The organism is Paenibacillus sp. MB22_1 (assembly GCF_047200555.1).
GTDB lineage: Bacteria > Bacillota > Bacilli > Paenibacillales > Paenibacillaceae > Fontibacillus > Fontibacillus phoenicis.
In genome coordinates this window covers 2,058,887-2,075,988 of the sequence record NZ_JBLADV010000002.1, presented here as the reverse complement: position 1 = coordinate 2,075,988, position 17,102 = coordinate 2,058,887, and the positions used below count along the sequence as shown (strand labels likewise).

Here is a 17,102-nt window from a genome sequence, read left to right as displayed (position 1 = left end):
CCCTCCGGAAACGAACTTTTTGCTGACTAACCGCATGCGGTCTTTACGTTATGCACCTACGATATTATACCCGCCGTCTACAAAAATTACCTCCCCGGTAATTCCGCGGGACAGATGGCTGATCAGGAACATCGCCGTGTCACCAACTTCAGCGGTGTCCGTCGTTTTGCGCAGCGGAGCTTTCTCCTCAACTTGCTTGAGGATGGAGTTGAAATCGCTGATCCCCTTCGCGGCCAGCGTACGGATCGGCCCAGCCGAAATCGCATTGACGCGGATGTTCTTCGGCCCGAGGTCGTTAGCCAGGTAACGTACCGATGCTTCCAGTCCGGCCTTAGCTACGCCCATCACGTTATAGTTGCGCATCACGCGCTCCGATCCCATGTACGTCATCGTCATAATGCTGCCGCCTTCCGTCATGAGCGGAGACAGGCGCTTCGATACGGCTACCAGCGAATAGACACTGATGTCGTTAGCCAACGCAAAACCTTCGCGGGACGTGTCCATAAACTCACCCGCCAGATCCTCGCCTTTGGCAAACGCAATGCTGTGAACCAGACCATGCAGAACGCCAAATTCGGACCGCAGTGCGTCGGCCAGTCGATCGATCTCCTCATCCACCGTCACGTTGCACGGCAGGATCAGTGAACCTGGAATCGTTTCGGCCAGCTTGCGAACCCGGCCCTCTACGCGTTCGCTCTCATATGTAAAAGCCAGACGGGCGCCTTGTTCTGCCAAGCTTTGCGCAATCGCCCACGCGATGCTGCGCTCGTTGGCAACCCCCATCACGATCACATTTTTCCCCGCTAACAAATTACCCATGAATATCCTCCTCTTTTAAGTACACCTTCATTTTGTACAACTTACCGTATTTCCCTTCATTTTTCAAGAGAGCCGGCGTTCAGCGACGGCTTGTCCTCAGAATTACGGTTGGATGCGCACGCTCGCTCCATCCAAAATTTCCACGCCTTCCTCCCGATACCGCGCTAAATCCTCCATTAACGCAGATAGCGCCCCGTCCTTGAGCTTCGCCTCCAGCATCACATCCACCCGCTCGGTGATCGGGGCGATACTGCGCAGAAACTCAAGCAAAGGAAGGACGATAACGTGATCGGCGTGTCCGCGCGGATCGCTGCTCCAGGGTCTCGAGGTCGTTAAACGTCTGGATCTCCGAAGAACATTTCGTGCGCCAGAGCGGTCTGCACGGCAGACTCCTCCTCCGTCAGCGGACGGATCAGTTCCAGCTCAACCGAAGTAACTTCCTCTCCATTGAAGTTGATCTCGGCAACACAAGCGGTGATCTTCACGATCGCCACCGCCTTGTTATCCGGTGAATATGCGATGACCTTCTGTCCTGTCGGGAACACGCGCAGCCCTTCTTTGAGCATTTTGCCCTTGCCGTATTCCAACAGTTCGTAAAGCTCCTGCTCTTTCTTGAACTTACACACTGAGTTGAATTCCGTTTGAAACCCCACCGTTACCCCTTCCTTTCATTCAGCCGGCCGTCCGGGCGGCAATCGCCGCCGCTGACTAAATGCCGCTTTCGAATTCCAACGCCTGCCGGGCTTCATAGCGCTCCAGCGCCAATTCAATCAAGCGATCCAGCAGCACCTCATAAGCCACTCCGGTTTCGCGCCACAAGAGCGGATACATGCTAAACGGCGTGAAGCCTGGCATCGTGTTCACTTCGTTAATCCAAATTTTATGATCCGACTTCCGCACAAAAAAATCAGCCCGGCACAGCCCGCTGCCGGCAATCGCTTTAAACGCCTTAACCGCCAGTTCCCGGATGCGCTCAGCCAATTCGGTATCGATCGGCGCAGGAATCAGCATCTGCGATTTTCCATCCAAATATTTGGCTTGATAATCGTAGTATTCGCCTGAGGAGACGATTTCTCCTGGTACTGAGGCCAGCGGCTCATCGTTGCCGAGCACCCCGACCTCCACTTCGCGGGCGTCCACAAATTCCTCAACGATCACTTTCAAATCATAACGGAAGGCCAGCGCCACGGAGGACAGCAGCTCCTCACGGTTTCGCGCTTTGGATATCCCTACGCTGGAGCCAAGGTTCGCCGGTTTGACAAAGCACGGATAGCCAAGCTTCTCCTCGATGCTCTGGATCAGCGTGTGGCTTGAGCGCTCCCACTCGGATGCGGTGAAATAGCAGTACGCACATTGCTCGAGTCCGGCCTCGGCGAACAGCTTCTTCATGATGACCTTATCCATCCCGGCCGCGGAAGCCAGTACGCCTGCTCCGACGTATGGCAAATCTGCCATTTCGAACAGCCCTTGAATCGTGCCGTCTTCGCCGTTGGTGCCGTGCAGCAGCGGGAACACTACGTCAATTTCCGATTGGCCCGTCGACAGCTTGCTGAACAACAGCCCCATCGCAGCAGCCGTATCGCCCTTGCTCTCCTCAAGCTTCAGCTCCTCCAGTGCGGCAAACGGCGCGTGCAGCTTCTCGCCCACCTTCCATTTGCCCTGCTTATCGATATAAAAAGGAAGTAACTCGTACTTGTCAAAATTAAACGCCTTAGATACGGCGAAGGCCGTCTGCAGCGAAACCTCATGCTCTCCTGATTTACCCCCGTAGATGAGGCCTACGGTAATTCTGTCCTGTCCCATGAGCAACCTCTTTCCTTAAATATGTAGTTCAATGAACCTTCATTGAACTCAACTCTAGAAGCGGTCCGCGATATGATAAAAACGATACACCGTCTTTTCGGTCCAGGCGTAGGAATCCCGGTAATCCCAATAACGGTGCTTGCTTGGCGTCGTATGGGCGTTAACCAGCGGCATGCCGCCAGCGTCGAACGCGGTCACGATCGTATTGTGTTGAAACGTGCCGTTGCCGTCCCAGTCGTAGGCGATCACATCGCCAAGCTGGAGTTGCTCCGGACGCTCGAGCAGTTCGGCGCGAAGTCCGGTTCGGCTCTGGCCGAGATAGCGCGCTAACGCATTGGCCACTGACCAGCTGTAGCTCCACAGCTCCCGTCCGCCGACATAACCTTTGTACCACCAGCCCGATTCTCTTTTTCCAGTATAGTTTATTGGGGCTCCGCCTGCAAAGAGGCACTGGGAGATATAGTTCGTGCAATCCACCTCAAAGGCGGCGAATTCCGGATTAAAGCTGTCCCACCACCGATCAGCGTATATCACGGCTTCCTCGCGACGGTAAGCGATGCTGCGTGCGCCGCCTATCCCGAGAACTTCGTGGTTCAAAAACGGCCGCGGCACAGCTCCCTTGCTCCCCGCCGCTTCCTCTTCATTATGATCAGGGAGCACCATCACCGGATGCCGCTCAGGCACCGGCTGTTCCACCTTGCTGACGATCCAGCCGGAACCGTCGCGCGCCAAGGTTAGGCGCTGCTTTTCGATTCGCTCCTCCTGATGGCGGGCTCCGCCTTTTTCATAGTATATTTTGCGGGACAGCTGCAGATCGACCTCGATCTCGCCCTCGCGCTTCTCGATCTCACGCACCAGCTTGGCCCGGGTCTCGCAGCGCAGCGGCGAGGCTCCCCGAAGGCGATACCAGCTCTCCAGTCTGCGCTTCCGCTCACCCCGCCGCATTAGATAATCCACATCGGTTACGACCGTGCCTCCGCTAGGCGTGCGATAGTCCACTTCGTCCTGGTTCTGTTCGTTTACATAAACCGATAACGTCTTCTTCCATTCCTCCGCCATACGTCCACGCCTCCTTTTCACTATTAGCCATTATATGAACGCCTGGGAGGGAGTATGTTTTACACCTGGCCGGCCTAGGCTTGAAAGCCCATTCAACCGCACCGATACAGCCCAAACGAGCCTAAATCAGGTACAAAAAGTACTTTACTCCCCACGGTAGGAAAGGTATACTTAAATCAGGAATTTTTGAAATAATGTTTCATCTAGTGAAACTACAATCAAGGAGGTTCATTCATGTCAGCGAACGATTTTTTTTCCGCTGCCCGTACGCTGGAGGTCGGCGGCAAGAGCTACCGCTACTATGACCTGCAAGCTCTTGAGCAGCAAGGTCTGGGGAAGATTTCCAGACTTCCGTTCTCCATTAAAGTATTGCTTGAAGCCGCTGTCCGCCAATATGACGGAAGAGCGATCACCCAAGAACATGTGAAGCAAATCGCCGGTTGGAGCGAGGGCCGCGATGAGAATAAAGAGATTCCTTTTATCCCCGCTCGTATCGTATTGCAGGATTTCACCGGTGTACCGGTCGTCGTCGACCTCGCCGCGATGCGCGACACCGTGAAGAAAGCCGGCGGGGATCCGAAACAAATCAACCCGCTCGTGCCGGTTGACCTCGTCATCGACCACTCCGTCATGGTCGACGCGTTTGGTTCCCCAGATGCGCTTGAGTACAACATGAAGGTTGAGTTTGAGCGCAACGAAGAACGTTATCGCTTCCTGCGCTGGGCGCAAACCGCCTTCAACAACTTCCGCGCCGTACCTCCGGCTACCGGGATTGTTCACCAGGTCAACCTGGAGTATCTGGCATCTGTGGCCGCTACGAAGACCGTAAACGGCGAAACGTTCGTTTACCCAGATTCGCTCGTAGGCACCGACTCCCATACGACGATGATCAACGGTCTTGGCGTCGTTGGCTGGGGCGTTGGCGGGATCGAGGCCGAAGCGGGCATGCTGGGGCAGCCGCTCTATTTTGTCGCTCCGGAAGTTATCGGGTTTAAGCTCACCGGCAGCCTGGCTGAGGGCGCTACGGCCACCGACTTGGCGCTGACCGTTACGCAAATGCTGCGGAAGAAAGGCGTTGTCGGCAAATTCGTGGAATTCTATGGCCCAGGCCTGACCAACATCAGCCTTGCCGATCGCGCGACCGTGGCAAACATGGCCCCGGAATACGGTGCAACGATCGGTTACTTCCCGGTAGATAAGGAAACGCTCGCTTATCTGCGCAGCACCGGCCGCTCCGAAGAGCAAATCGCGCTGGTTGAAGCCTATTACAAAGCGCAAGGCATGTTCCGCACGGACGATACGCCGGATCCGGTATTTACCGATCTGATCGAGCTGGATCTTGGCTCCGTCGTACCAAGCTTGGCCGGACCAAAGCGTCCGCAGGACCGCATCGAGCTTACTGCGATGAAAGAGAGCTTCAACTCCATCATCCGCACGCCGGTTGAGAAAGGCGGTTACGGCCTGACCGAAGAGAAGATCGAGCAGTCCGTACCGGTGAAGCATCCGGACGGTTCAACCAGCGAACTGAAAACTGGCGCCGTCGTTATCGCGGCGATTACGAGCTGTACCAACACCTCCAACCCAAGCGTTATGGTCGGCGCTGGCCTGCTGGCGAAGAAAGCCGTTGAACGCGGTCTGACCAAGCCGGGTTACGTGAAGAGCAGCTTGACCCCAGGCTCCCTCGTGGTAACGGAGTATCTGCAAAAAGCCGGCTTAATCGAGCCGCTCGAAGCACTTGGCTTCCACGTTGCCGGTTACGGGTGCGCAACCTGTATCGGGAACTCCGGTCCATTGCCGGACGAAGTCAGCGCAGCGATCGCCGATAACGATCTGACGGTTGCGGCGGTACTTTCGGGGAACCGGAACTTTGAAGGCCGCGTCCATGCACAGGTGAAAGCGAACTATCTGGCTTCTCCGCCGCTGGTCGTTGCTTACGCGCTCGCGGGTACGGTGAATATCGACCTGCAAAACGATCCGATCGGCTACGACCGCGACAACAAGCCGGTTTACCTGAAGGACATCTGGCCTTCTTCCCAAGAAATTAAGGAAGTGATCGGCCAATCGATGAGTCCGGAGATGTTCCGCAGCAAATACGAGAATGTCTTCACGCAAAACGAACGCTGGAATTCCATCCCGGTTCCGCAAGGCGAGCTGTACGAGTGGGATGAGAAATCGACCTATATCCAAAATCCGCCGTTCTTTGAGAAGATTGGCGAAGGCTTGTCCGACATTGCAGACATCCGCGGTGCACGTGTGCTGGCCTTGCTCGGCGATTCGGTAACGACCGACCATATCTCTCCGGCGGGCAACATTTCGCCAAGCAGTCCGGCGGGCAAATATTTGACAGAGCATGGAGTTGAACGCAAAGACTTCAACTCCTACGGGTCCCGCCGCGGTAACCACGAGGTCATGATGCGCGGCACGTTCGCCAACATCCGCATCCGCAACCAAGTGGCGCCAGGTACGGAAGGCGGCGTAACGAAATACCTGCCGACGGACGAAGTGATGTCGATCTACGACGCTTCGATGAAATATCAAGCTGAAGGCCAAAACCTCGTTGTCATTGCCGGCAAAGAATACGGTACCGGAAGCTCCCGTGACTGGGCAGCGAAAGGCACGTACCTGCTGGGTGTCAAAGCGGTTATCGCGGAGAGCTTCGAGCGGATCCACCGCAGTAACCTTGTCGGCATGGGTGTACTGCCACTGCAATTTAAGGAAGGCTTAAGCTGGAAAACGCTAGGCATCGACGGCACCGAAACGTTTGATATCGAAGGCCTGAGCAACGACGTGAAGCCGGGTCAAGAATTAACCGTAACGGCAACCCGCCAGGATGGCAGCACGTTCCAGTTCACGGTGATTGCCCGCCTCGACAGCATGGTCGATGTGGATTACTATCACAACGGCGGCATCCTGCAAACCGTATTGCGTCAAATGATCGCAGCAAACGCGTAAATCAACGCTTCAAATCAAAAACGAGTTCTCTTCACGGTGTGTGAAGGGAACTCGTTTTTTTCATCTTATGGCCATGCTTTTAGCTTACATGTGTAGTAATCTCCCGGGTATTACCGAAATAACGCAGCGTCCACTCCTCCGAATCGCCAAACGCATGTGTGGAGCAGCGCACCATAAATCCGAAATCCTTCAGCGTTTCCGGGCGAAGCGCGAGGTTCGGGTTCCTGATCTCATCGCTCGGTAAAGCGAGAAACTCCATTGCGTACTGCGATTTGTCAAACTGGGCGCCAAGATGCTCCATGGTATGTTGACCGGCATCCGAATCCGCCGGAACTTTAAATCGGCAGGCTTGAATCCCCTGCTCGCGCATGTCCGTTGCCGCCGCCTCCAGCAAAGTTCGGAAAATACCTTGGCGGCGCTGCTGCGGATGCACCATGGCATTGATGATCGCCTCCACCCCATCCGCTGAATACCAGCTGAAGTATCCGGTCAAACGCCCCTCCGTCTGATCCGACACCTATAACTCCCCCATTCATGGTCAGGATCATCTAATCATGATTTCAGGTACCCGTCAATCAATCGCTCCTGCAGCACTTTACACCACACAAACTATCTGTTATAGTTAATGTATAACAGTTAGAACAAAAAGGAGATGCCTGTCCGTGATCATTCAGTTGGATTTACAATCGGAGGTCCCGATTTATACACAACTGGTTAATCAAATTATCGAAGGGATTGCCAGCGGACGGCTTCAACTGGGCGAACCCTTGCCCTCCGTACGCAGCTTGGCTTCCGATATCGGCGTTAACCTGCATACGGTGAACAAAGCCTATACGATTCTGAAGCAGGAAGGTTACATCCAAGTCCACCGCCAAAAAGGCGTTGTCGTCGATCCGGTGGCCATGCCGCCGATTACGCCGGAATTTCGCGAGAAACAGCGGCGCGAGCTGCGTCCGATCGTGGCCGAAGCCATCTGCCGCGGGATGGAGAAGGAAGAACTGCTTCGGATTGTAGAGCAAATCCACCAAGAGATTTCTCGAAAGGAGTAAACCGAAATGCAGCTACTATCTACATTTCTCTTATTGTTGATGTTTTTGCCCTTGCTGGCGTCCTTAGCCTTGATGCCTTATTTAACTCGGGAGACGGTAAGCTTCGGCGTATCCGTTAGCGAGGAGCAATACTGGAGCGAACCGGTGCGGCGGCTGCGCAGGCTGTATGCCTCCATCAGCGGAACCATCTATTCACTCCTGCTGATTGCCTGCTTCGTGAGCCTGTGGAACAAGAATGGCAATGAGCAGGGTATCCTGTTTGCCATTTATCTCGGAGTGGTCCTCGTGATCTCCACGGGACTCCATCTAGCGTTTTACTTCCGGATGAAAAAACTCCGCCCGTCCCTGCCCGCCGCTCCGGACTCTCCGGCCTTGATTGCGGTGGACACCGGGTTTCGCCGGCAAAGGCTGGCATTATCCGGCAAGTGGTTTCTGATCCACGCCGTCATCATTGTCGTAAGTGCAGCCCTGACCCTGAGCCAATACGCGTCTATCCCTGATACGGTCGCAATGAAGTTCGATTTTTCGGGTCAAGTGGTCAGCAGTGCCGCTAAATCTTATCGCATCGTGTTGTTTCCTAACGTGATGCAGATCATCTTAACGTTGCTGTTCTGGTTTGTGAATTGGTCGATCCATCACAGCAAACAACAGCTCCGGACCTCCGATCCAGAGCGCTCGCTCCGTCAAAACGCCGCGTTCCGCCGGAGATGGTCCGTCTTCACAGTAGCCTCATCCTTGGCGTTGATCCTGATGTTTTCGTTCATTCAAGTTAACATGATTCGTCCCATGGATATCAGCGTGATCACGATGGTTAGCCTGGCCGTCCCTGTATTTATTGTCTTATTTGCCATGGTGCTGACCTTTACGACAGGCCAAGGCGGCAGCCGAATCGGACGCGGGCGTGTCCCCGGCAATGCAAGCGCCGCGCCGGTTAACGATGACCGTTACTGGAAGCTGGGAGCGATTTACTTTAATCCGCAGGACCCAACTCTTTTTGTGGAGAAAAGAACCGGGATCGGCTGGACGATGAACTTCGCAAATCCGATATCATGGCTCACCCTGCTGGGCATTCTGGTCGTCATCGCCTGGTCTGCCTGGCTTACTAAATAGATGAAGTTCATTTGATATTTAAGGAGGAAAATGAAATGACCCAACGATCCCAACTATTCAAGCATGCCGCCGCTGTTGCACTCACCCTTAGTCTGGCACTTCCGCCAGCATCCGCTCTGGCATCTCAGCAAAGCGCCACTGCGCTCATCCCTGTACGGAAAGCGGCCGAAGACTTTGGCGCGCAAGTCGATTGGCTGCCGGAAAGCCGCAGCATCCTCATCACCAAGGACGGACATAAGCTGGAGCTGACCCTCGATTCGTCGGAAGCGTTGGTGGACGGGAAACGTACTATTTTAGGGGAGCCTGTACGTATAACGAACGGCCGGGCGCTGGTCGATGCCAAATGGCTGGTTGAGGTGTTTGGGGAAAATGAATCGGCGCAGACGGATGCGGAAGCTGCGGACTCCGCCGACTTGTTCCTGAAAGCGCTGCTTGCCGGTAACGGCGCCGAAGCGGCGAAATACGTCAGCGCCTCTGCATCTTCTTACCTTCCGGCTTCCCTGCTGAACCAGCTATGGGCCAATTATGAAGCGGTGTTCGGCAAAGTGGTTGGCACTCCATCCAAGAGTGAAACGTCCAATACCGTCCACCGCAACGTAACGTACGCCTTTCAAACGGCCGCAGTTCCTGTGAACTTAACGCTGCGGCTGAATGCCGCCGGTGAGATCGACGATATGTATATCGCTGCCGCTGCCAGCTCGGCCTACCAAAAGCCTGCCTACGAAGATGCCGCCGCTTATACTGAGCGGGAAGTCACCGTTGGGGAAGGCGCCATGGCCTTGCCGGGCACCTTAACGCTGCCTGTGGGCAACGGCCCGTTCCCTGCCGTTGTGCTGGTGCACGGCTCCGGAACCAACGATCGGGACGAGGCGATCGGCAGCGCCAAGCCGTTCCGTGACCTGGCGGTGGGCCTGGCTGCGCAAGGCATCGCCGTTCTGCGGTACGACAAAGTCACGTACGAGCATACCTTTAAAGTGGCCGCCGATTCGAAGTTTACGCTGAAAAAAGAGACGGTCGACGATGCCCTGAAGGCGGTCGCGTTATTGAAACAGACACCGGAGATCGATGCCTCCCGCATCTTTGTCGCCGGCCATAGCCAAGGCGGTTATGCGATGCCGTTGATCATCGCAGGCGATACCAGCGGCGACATCGCCGGGACAATCTTGCTGTCCGGACCAAGCGGCAAATTCGCCGATGTGTTGGTTGAGCAGCAAGCGGAGCTCGTCAGCCGTGTGAAGGAGCTCGGCCTGGACCCGGCGCCTTACGAGCAGCAAGCTGCGATGTATACGTCGATCGCCGCGATGGTCAACGACCCGCAGTATACGGTTGACCATATGCCGGAGCAATTCCCGACCCAACCGGCGTACTGGTGGTTTGAGCAGAAAAACTACGTGCCGGCCGAGCTCGCCAAGCAGCAGTCCGTTCCGATGCTGATCCTGCAAGGCGAGAACGATTGGCAAGTGACGATGAAGCAATTTGAAGGCTGGAAAACCGCGCTGCAAAACCGCAAAGACGTCGCGTTTAAATCGTATCCGCAGGTCAACCACCTGCTGGCCAAAGTGGATGGCCTCTCGATCGGCGCCGAGTACGCCCAACCGTCCAACGTCTCCAAGGAGATCATCGACGATATTGCAGCTTGGGTTCAGGGGATCAAGTAAGCCGCGTTGCACTTATTATGGCGTATATTGGGCCTAATAAGGCCATATATTACCGCTATTCGCAGCGAAGCTTATCTCCGTGAATATATAGCGGTAAAAAGTGGCCTTATTGCTAGCTGCTTCGCCTGTTGTGGCGTTTTTCGAGCCCAATAAGGCCAAAGATTACCGCTATTTGCGGCGAAGCTTCGTCCTTGTGCTCTTATAGCGGTAAAAAGTGGCCTTATCGCGGGCTGCTACGCCTGCCGGGGCGTTCATCGAGCCCAATAAGGCCAAAGATTACCGCTATTTGCGGCGAAGCTTCGTCCTTGTGCTCTTATAGCGGTAAAAAGTGGCCTTATCGCGGGCTGCTACGCCTGCCGGGGCGTTCATCGAGCCCAATAAGGCCAAAGATTACCGCTATTTGCGGCGAAGCTTCATCCCCGTGAGTATATAGCGGTAAAAAGTGGCCTTATTGCTGGAAGCTTCGCCTGTTGTGGCGTTCATCGAGCCCAATAAGGCCAAAGATTACCGCTATTTGCGGCGAAGCTTCGTCCTTGTGCTCTTATAGCGGTAAAAAGTGGCCTTATCGCGGGCTGCTACGCCTGCCGGGGCGTTCATCGAGCCCAATAAGGCCAAAGATTACCGCTATTTGCGGCGAAGCTTCATCCCCGTGAGTATATAGCGGTAAAAAGTGGCCTTATTGCTGGAAGCTTCGCCTGTTGTGGCACTGGCGTTGCATAAAGAATTAAAAAAAGGAGCAATGTTGCATTTTTAATAAAATAAAGCACATTTTTTTCAAGCCCTATTGAAGCCATTTCGGAGTTATCGTGATTCCAATAACAACGTAAAAAACGCCTGCGCAGGGTTCCCCCCTCGCGCAGGCGTTTTGGCCATGCAAGGCATGATGATCGCGGCTGCCGCCAGGCGCGCCTACATCAGCATGCCCATCTCCCGGGCCGCCTCCACCAGGATCGGCCCGTATTCCTCCAGCCGCTGCAGCGTCAAGCGGCTGACCGGCCCCGACACGGACAGGGCGGCTGCAAGCTTCCCTGTCCGGTCAAATATCGGCGCGGAGACGGCGGACGCCCCCGGCTCCCGCTCCTCGTAGCTGGTGGCATATCCCGCCTTGCGGATATCCTCCAGCTGCGCCACATAGGCCGCCTTATCGATCGTCGGCGGCCAGTCCGGGCTGTCCAGCACCGCCTGGAGCACCTCTTCGCCCGAGTAGGCGACGAGCACCTTGCTGGACGCGCCCACGTACAGCGGCAGCCGCGCCCCGACCGGCGCGACCCGGCGGATGGCCTGGTTGCTCTGCACCGCCTGAATCCGTATCCGCTCAATGCCGTCACGTAAATAAAGGCTGACCGTCTCGCCGAGCCGGTCGCGCAGCCGCTCCATCTGCGGCAGCAGCAGCACAGCGGGATCGTCGCTGTGGGACATATGGGACGACAGCTCCCAGATCTTCAGGCCGAGACGGTACTTCTCCGTAGCAGGATCACGGATCACAAAGCCCCGCTCCTCCAGCGTGGTCAACAAGCGATGGACCGTGCTTTTATGCAGGCCGATTTCGGCGGCGATCTCCGTCAGCCCCAGATCGCTTGCTTTTGTGAAACATCCCAATATATCCAAAGCCCGCTCAACCGCGCGCACCGTCAGCTTCCGGTCTTCCATCCGGCATCCTCCTTAGGTTTCACTATATGAAACTCGGTTACATAAATTATATGAAAGAAGCGAAATTCCGTCAATGAAACACCTTCCATTGACATTCAACAGGGATCGACTTACGATTAAATTCAGGGGAATCGTGTTATTTCGACATTTTCTTCGATCCCCCTCCATTAAAAGCGTTTTCTTCAATTGTAAACAGTCCAAATTTCAATCATATAATCTAGTAATGGGAGGGAAGCGTATGAGCCACACCGGTCGAAATGATCTTCCCTTGCCTCCTTCGGCGTACGTTTCCGGCGATGTTCCCGCGGCAACAGCCCGGCACATCAGCATCAAAAACATTATCATTGCCCTCTTATTATCCGTGCTGTTCTTCCTGATCTTCTGCTTTATCTCGCTGCACGGCTATATCGCCTGGGTGCTCTCCAACCCCAAGGTGGCGCCGCTTTATTCCAATCCGAAGCTGTCTATTCATTTGGATTACCAGAACATCACCTTCCCCGCGGCTGACGGGAGCCGAATGATGCAAGGATGGTATATTCCGGCGGAAGATTCCGTCAAAACGATCGTATTTAGCCATGGGTATGGGGCCAATCGCGAGGAGTACTGGATTCCGATGTATGATCTGGCCAATTTTGCCCATCGTCTGAATTTTAATGTCCTGATGTTTGATTACGGCTTTGCTGCGGAGAACAGCAAGGAGGTCGCCACCGGCGGCAAAAAAGAAGCCCAGCAGCTGCTCGGAGCGATCCAGGTTGCCAAACAACTGGGCAGCCAAGAGATCATCGTCTGGGGCTTCTCCATGGGGGCCGGCACTGCACTGCAAGCCGGTTTAAAAAGCCCGGACATCGACGGCATGATTCTCGACAGCACGTTCCTGCTGGAGCCGGATACGATGTACCACAACATCCGCCAGCACATCGACCTGCCGCGCCATCCGTCGCTGGAGATTATCGGTATGCTGCTTCCGGTGTTAAACGGTACCAGCCTGCGGCAAATTCCGTATACCCAGGTCAAATCGGAAGATTATCCCTTCCCGATCCTGTTCATCCACGGCACCGAGGATGAGAAAGCGCCTTACCCCATCGCTGAGAAACTGGCGGCCAACCAAACGAACCCTATTTCTAGCGTATGGATCGTAGACGGCGCGCATCATGAGTTGATTTTCCGCGAGCATCCGAAGGAATATCTGCGTAAAGTGTCGTTGTTCCTGGGCCAGATCAAGCTCGCCTCCCAAAAAACGAATATTCAAACCGGGTCCGCATCCGAATAGCATAAGCCAACCCTCCTCACCAATAAGCTGGTAGTAATGTACTTCTTATCCCTGAGGAGGTAGGCCGAATGTTGTTTGTATACGGGCCTTTTTTGCCTGTGCGCATATTGGAGGAAATCCGTTTCTGGAAGCAACAAGAAGCGGAGCACACGGAAGTCATTCAGGCGATTGTTCCCCGCCTGGAGGCCGATTACGTTCGGCTGCTGGAGGAATGGAAGCCGATCTTTGAAGGGACGGAGGCCGCAGCTGACAAGCTGCTGCAATACGCCTTGGCCACACCTCACGCCGCCTCGAGTCCAGAGATCATCCGCCAGACGGAACGGCTTCTGCGAGCCTCGTGTCAGCAGTCGCAGGAATTTATCCGCCATCTGGAGTACATGCTGAAGCATAGCGCGGCCGTGAAGTCGGTGCCGCTGGCTCCCGTGGTGCTGCTGCACATCATCCGGGAATCGGCGTATTTCCTTGAGGTGCTTGAGCGGCTGAATCGGCCGGGAGAAATCGCCGGCAGCATGGCCGGAGCGCCGCCGTATCCCGATCCTTACCACGCGGCTGCTGGGCAGCCAATATACCGCGAACAAGCGTCTTTCGACTCGGCCAACGAAGAAGAGCCGCAGGAGTTAACAGCCTTCACCACGTCCGAGCAACTGGACTTGACGGCCGAAACGGACGCAACCACCTCCGCCGAGCAAAACAGAGCGGACGCCTCCGAAGCAGCAAACACGCCCGAGGAGCAAGACGTGCCAGGAGCGGCGGACGTGTCCGAGGCCACCCTTGCAGCAGAAGTCGTGCAGGTGCATGTGCAGGAACAGGATGAGCTCAGCCTCCGCCAAGAACCAGCCGCTGACAACAACGCGGAAGCGATTACGGCGCGCGTACCGGAACACTCCGTCCCGATCGGCGGACATACGCTCCCTCCGCTGCCTTATCCATACAACGCGCTTGAACCCTATATCGATGAACAGACGATGCGCATTCATCACGACAAGCATCACAAGACGTATGTTGACGATTTGAACAAAGCGGAACTCAAGCTGCAGGAGGCGCGGAAATCCGGCAATTTTGATTTGGTAAAGCATTGGGAGCGGGAGCTGGCCTTTAACGGTGCGGGACATTACCTGCATACGATTTTCTGGGACATTATGAATCCGAAGGGCGGCGGCAAACCGCAAGGCGAGCTGCTGGGGCAGATCAAACGCGATTTCGGCAGCTACGACGCGTTCCATAAACAGTTCTCTGAAGCAGCTGCCAAAGTCGAAGGCGGCGGCTGGGCCATCCTGGTGTGGAGCCCGCGCGCTCACCGGCTGGAGATCCTCACAGCGGAGAAGCACCAGAACCTGTCGCAATGGGACGTCGTTCCGCTGCTGCCGCTGGACGTTTGGGAGCATGCGTATTACCTGAAGCATCAAAACGCTCGCGCCAACTACATCAAAGATTGGTGGAACGTCGTCTATTGGCCCGCCGTCGCCAAACGGTACGAAGCCGCGAAAAAACTAAAATGGCAGCCGTTTTAAACGACTGCCATTTTGTTATTATGGTTCACTTTCTTTTGCTCACTTTGAAGAGGATAAGAGCTAGTAACAGAATAATGATGGTGTTATTTAATTGCTGTACAACGTGTCCGTACCAATAATAAGAACTATAAAAAGACCTTTGGTTCACGAGGCTTGTACTCGAAACCAAAGGTCTTTGATAAAGGCTATTCTTTGATGAGCGAAAGGAACTCCGCCCGGGAAGCCGCATCCTTCCGGAAGCTTCCGCGTACGGCCGAGGTCACGGTCTTGCTGCCTGGCTTCTTGACGCCGCGAGAGCACATGCACAGGTGCTCGCCCTCTACGACAACCATCACGCCTTTCGGCTGCAGCACCTCTTCCATGATGTCGGCAATTTGCGAGGTAATCCGTTCCTGCACCTGCAGGCGTCGGGTTACCGCTTCGACCAAACGGGCCAGCTTGCTGAGCCCGGCGATTCGACCGCTTGGAATATATCCGATATGGGCTTTGCCGAAGAAAGGCGCCATATGATGCTCGCATTGACTGTAATAGACGATGTCCTTCACAATGACAAGCTCTTCATGGTTTTCCTCGAAGGTAACTCCCAGCACATCCCGAGGATCGACTTCATACCCGGCAAAAATCTCTTCATACATCCGCGTCACCCGGGCCGGTGTTTCGAGCAGCCCTTCGCGTTTCACGTCTTCCCCGATCAATTTCAGGATTTCCCGAACATGATATTCGATTTGCTCCCGATGATCGCCTACCCGTGTATTGACGTAATCTTTCAATCCGGACATCTTCAGCGCCCCTCCTTTCATAGAGTATGGCGAAACGTTACTTTATTTTCTCTTCTTCGTCGTTCGTCCCGCCCCCGGCAATGGGCCGCCTTGATTCTTCATCAACTGCTGCGCACGCTGCATCTGCTTGCTGTTCAGGTTATACCCCATTTGCTTCGCCATCTTCTGCAGCATTTGCGGGTCGTTTTGCATCTTCGTTAACTGTCTGCGGAGGTAAAAGACCCCGATCACAAAACCGCCAACCAGACCGACGATTAAAGTAATAATTGGAATAACGATATCCATGTTTCAGCCACCCCTGAATCATAATCGTGCTGCCTTTCGCTTGTAAGGCTTGCACACTCCAAATATCATAGCATCCAGCCTCACGCGATTCAAGAATTCACGCCAAAACCGCCTCGATAAACAACGTTGTCTCAGTCGCGAGATCAACCTCATTCACGTCCAGCTCATCGCCGGTGCCCCGCACGATCCGAATAACAGGCCGGCCCGGTAATCCCCGGTGTTGTCTGACCACCACGCCGGTTTCCTTCGTCCCAAGACGAACTGAGGTTCCGTTCGGGTACACGGAGATAATGCGCATAAACTCCACCAGCACCTCGTGATCCAACTCCTGTTCCGAGCAGGCCATCAAATGCTCGCAAGCCTCATGCGGCAGCAAGACCCGCCCGTCCTTGCTTGCACCGCTGACCAAATTATCGTACATGTTCGCAACAGCGACGATGCGTGGAAACAGATGAATTTCATCCCCGGATATCCCCCGCGGGATTCCTTTGCCGTCCAGCCGTTCATGATGTTGCAGTGCCGTATGGGCAATCAACAGATTAAATTCGCGTTTGTGGCGAAGCAGTTCATAGCCTCTCCAGGTGTGATGGTGCTTCGGGTCCTTGGCGTTGGCGCCTTCCGGCAGCGGCACCGATTTGCCGATATCGTGCAGCAGCGCGCCAATCGCCAAATCCTTGAGTTGGGAGTACCCGAGCCCCAAGTTCAGTCCAATCATCGAGGCGATCAAGCTGACGTTCACCGCATGGATATATGCGGCATTGTCCGCTGTCCGAATGTCGGTGAGCTGTAACAGAACCTCTTTGTTATTCAACACGTCGGTTAACAGGGAATCCACGCTGGCGTTGATTTTGCGTGTGCTCCAATCCTTACCGGAACGAATCGCCTGCAGCGTCTCGGACATTTCCCGGAACATCGCCTGCTTGGTCGCCTCGCTGAGCACATCTTCGATTTCGATATCATCGAAGTCCGGATCTTTAATGTATAACATGGTCACACCGATCCGCTTAAGCGTGTTAATCATAAAAACCGTAAGCTGAACCCCTGCCGACAATAACACGGTGCCGTTGGCGGAATACACCGTTTTACCTAAATATTGCCCCGGTTCGATATCCTCGATACTGATGAAACGCATATTTTATGTTATCCCCCTTGCTGGA

The 17,102-nt window shown here is 54.8% G+C and carries 16 protein-coding genes; 6 read left to right on the top strand and 10 right to left on the bottom strand.

All coding sequences use genetic code 11. From position 1 onward, the window contains the following. Positions 1–48 precede the first annotated feature (48 nt). The 5 genes from fabI to ACL02P_RS21305 form a co-directional block, all read right to left on the bottom strand. Entirely contained in the window at positions 49–819 is a 771-nt protein-coding gene (gene fabI / locus ACL02P_RS21325; protein WP_009226939.1) for an enoyl-ACP reductase FabI, read from the bottom strand. A 102-nt stretch (positions 820–921) separates the two neighbouring features. Beyond that, positions 922–1,089 (bottom strand): hypothetical protein, encoded by a 168-nt coding sequence (locus ACL02P_RS21320; RefSeq protein ID WP_009226938.1) that lies wholly within the window; start codon positions 1,087–1,089, stop codon positions 922–924. A 62-nt stretch (positions 1,090–1,151) separates the two neighbouring features. Continuing rightward, on the bottom strand, positions 1,152–1,472 hold the full coding sequence (locus ACL02P_RS21315; RefSeq protein ID WP_009226937.1) for a hypothetical protein: 321 nt from the start codon (positions 1,470–1,472) through the stop codon (positions 1,152–1,154). Positions 1,473–1,527: 55 nt separating this feature from the next. Next, positions 1,528–2,622, bottom strand: a complete 1,095-nt coding sequence (locus tag ACL02P_RS21310) for a D-alanine--D-alanine ligase (RefSeq protein WP_036646606.1) — start codon at positions 2,620–2,622, stop codon at positions 1,528–1,530. A gap of 54 nt (positions 2,623–2,676) precedes the next feature. Then, positions 2,677–3,681: an amidase domain-containing protein gene (locus ACL02P_RS21305; RefSeq protein ID WP_036646604.1), complete on the bottom strand. Its 1,005-nt coding sequence runs from the start codon at positions 3,679–3,681 to the stop codon at positions 2,677–2,679. A 234-nt stretch (positions 3,682–3,915) separates the two neighbouring features. Here ACL02P_RS21305 and acnA point away from each other — a divergent pair, with 234 nt between their 5' ends. Next, positions 3,916–6,633 carry an aconitate hydratase AcnA gene (acnA, locus tag ACL02P_RS21300; protein ID WP_009226934.1) on the top strand — a complete coding sequence of 906 codons (2,718 nt, stop codon included), beginning with the start codon at positions 3,916–3,918 and terminating at the stop codon, positions 6,631–6,633. A 79-nt stretch (positions 6,634–6,712) separates the two neighbouring features. Here acnA and ACL02P_RS21295 read toward each other — a convergent pair whose 3' ends face one another. Then, entirely contained in the window at positions 6,713–7,150 is a 438-nt protein-coding gene (locus ACL02P_RS21295; RefSeq protein WP_412838035.1) for a GNAT family N-acetyltransferase, read from the bottom strand. 145 nt (positions 7,151–7,295) lie between these two features. Between ACL02P_RS21295 and ACL02P_RS21290 the strand changes: the two genes are divergently transcribed. From ACL02P_RS21290 to ACL02P_RS21280, 3 genes are read left to right on the top strand one after another with little or no spacing between them, the layout of a single operon-like run. Beyond that, positions 7,296–7,682, top strand: coding sequence for a GntR family transcriptional regulator (locus ACL02P_RS21290; RefSeq protein WP_036646601.1), 387 nt, complete (start codon positions 7,296–7,298; stop codon positions 7,680–7,682). Positions 7,683–7,688: 6 nt separating this feature from the next. Next, the gene (locus ACL02P_RS21285; RefSeq protein ID WP_339301348.1) at positions 7,689–8,792 is read left to right on the top strand and encodes a DUF1648 domain-containing protein; all 1,104 of its coding nucleotides are present in this window, start codon (positions 7,689–7,691) and stop codon (positions 8,790–8,792) included. 35 nt (positions 8,793–8,827) lie between these two features. Further along, the gene (locus ACL02P_RS21280) at positions 8,828–10,450 is read left to right on the top strand and encodes an alpha/beta fold hydrolase (RefSeq protein ID WP_412838034.1); all 1,623 of its coding nucleotides are present in this window, start codon (positions 8,828–8,830) and stop codon (positions 10,448–10,450) included. Positions 10,451–11,359: 909 nt separating this feature from the next. Here the strand turns inward: ACL02P_RS21280 and ACL02P_RS21275 are convergent. After that, entirely contained in the window at positions 11,360–12,100 is a 741-nt protein-coding gene (locus ACL02P_RS21275; protein WP_412838033.1) for an IclR family transcriptional regulator, read from the bottom strand. 238 nt (positions 12,101–12,338) lie between these two features. Here ACL02P_RS21275 and ACL02P_RS21270 point away from each other — a divergent pair, with 238 nt between their 5' ends. Both ACL02P_RS21270 and ACL02P_RS21265 read left to right on the top strand, forming a co-directional pair. Then, positions 12,339–13,370, top strand: a complete 1,032-nt coding sequence (locus ACL02P_RS21270) for an alpha/beta hydrolase (protein ID WP_412838032.1) — start codon at positions 12,339–12,341, stop codon at positions 13,368–13,370. A gap of 68 nt (positions 13,371–13,438) precedes the next feature. Then, positions 13,439–14,881, top strand: a complete 1,443-nt coding sequence (locus ACL02P_RS21265; RefSeq protein ID WP_412838031.1) for a Fe-Mn family superoxide dismutase — start codon at positions 13,439–13,441, stop codon at positions 14,879–14,881. A gap of 185 nt (positions 14,882–15,066) precedes the next feature. Here ACL02P_RS21265 and folE read toward each other — a convergent pair whose 3' ends face one another. The 3 genes from folE to ACL02P_RS21250 all read right to left on the bottom strand — a co-directional run bounded on the left by folE (position 15,067) and on the right by ACL02P_RS21250 (position 17,077). Then, positions 15,067–15,660 (bottom strand): GTP cyclohydrolase I FolE, encoded by a 594-nt coding sequence (gene folE, locus ACL02P_RS21260; protein WP_260071319.1) that lies wholly within the window; start codon positions 15,658–15,660, stop codon positions 15,067–15,069. Positions 15,661–15,702: 42 nt separating this feature from the next. Next, positions 15,703–15,945 (bottom strand): YneF family protein, encoded by a 243-nt coding sequence (locus ACL02P_RS21255; protein WP_009227073.1) that lies wholly within the window; start codon positions 15,943–15,945, stop codon positions 15,703–15,705. Between the two features lie 97 nt (positions 15,946–16,042). Beyond that, entirely contained in the window at positions 16,043–17,077 is a 1,035-nt protein-coding gene (locus tag ACL02P_RS21250; protein WP_412838030.1) for an HD-GYP domain-containing protein, read from the bottom strand. Positions 17,078–17,102: the final 25 nt, after the last annotated feature.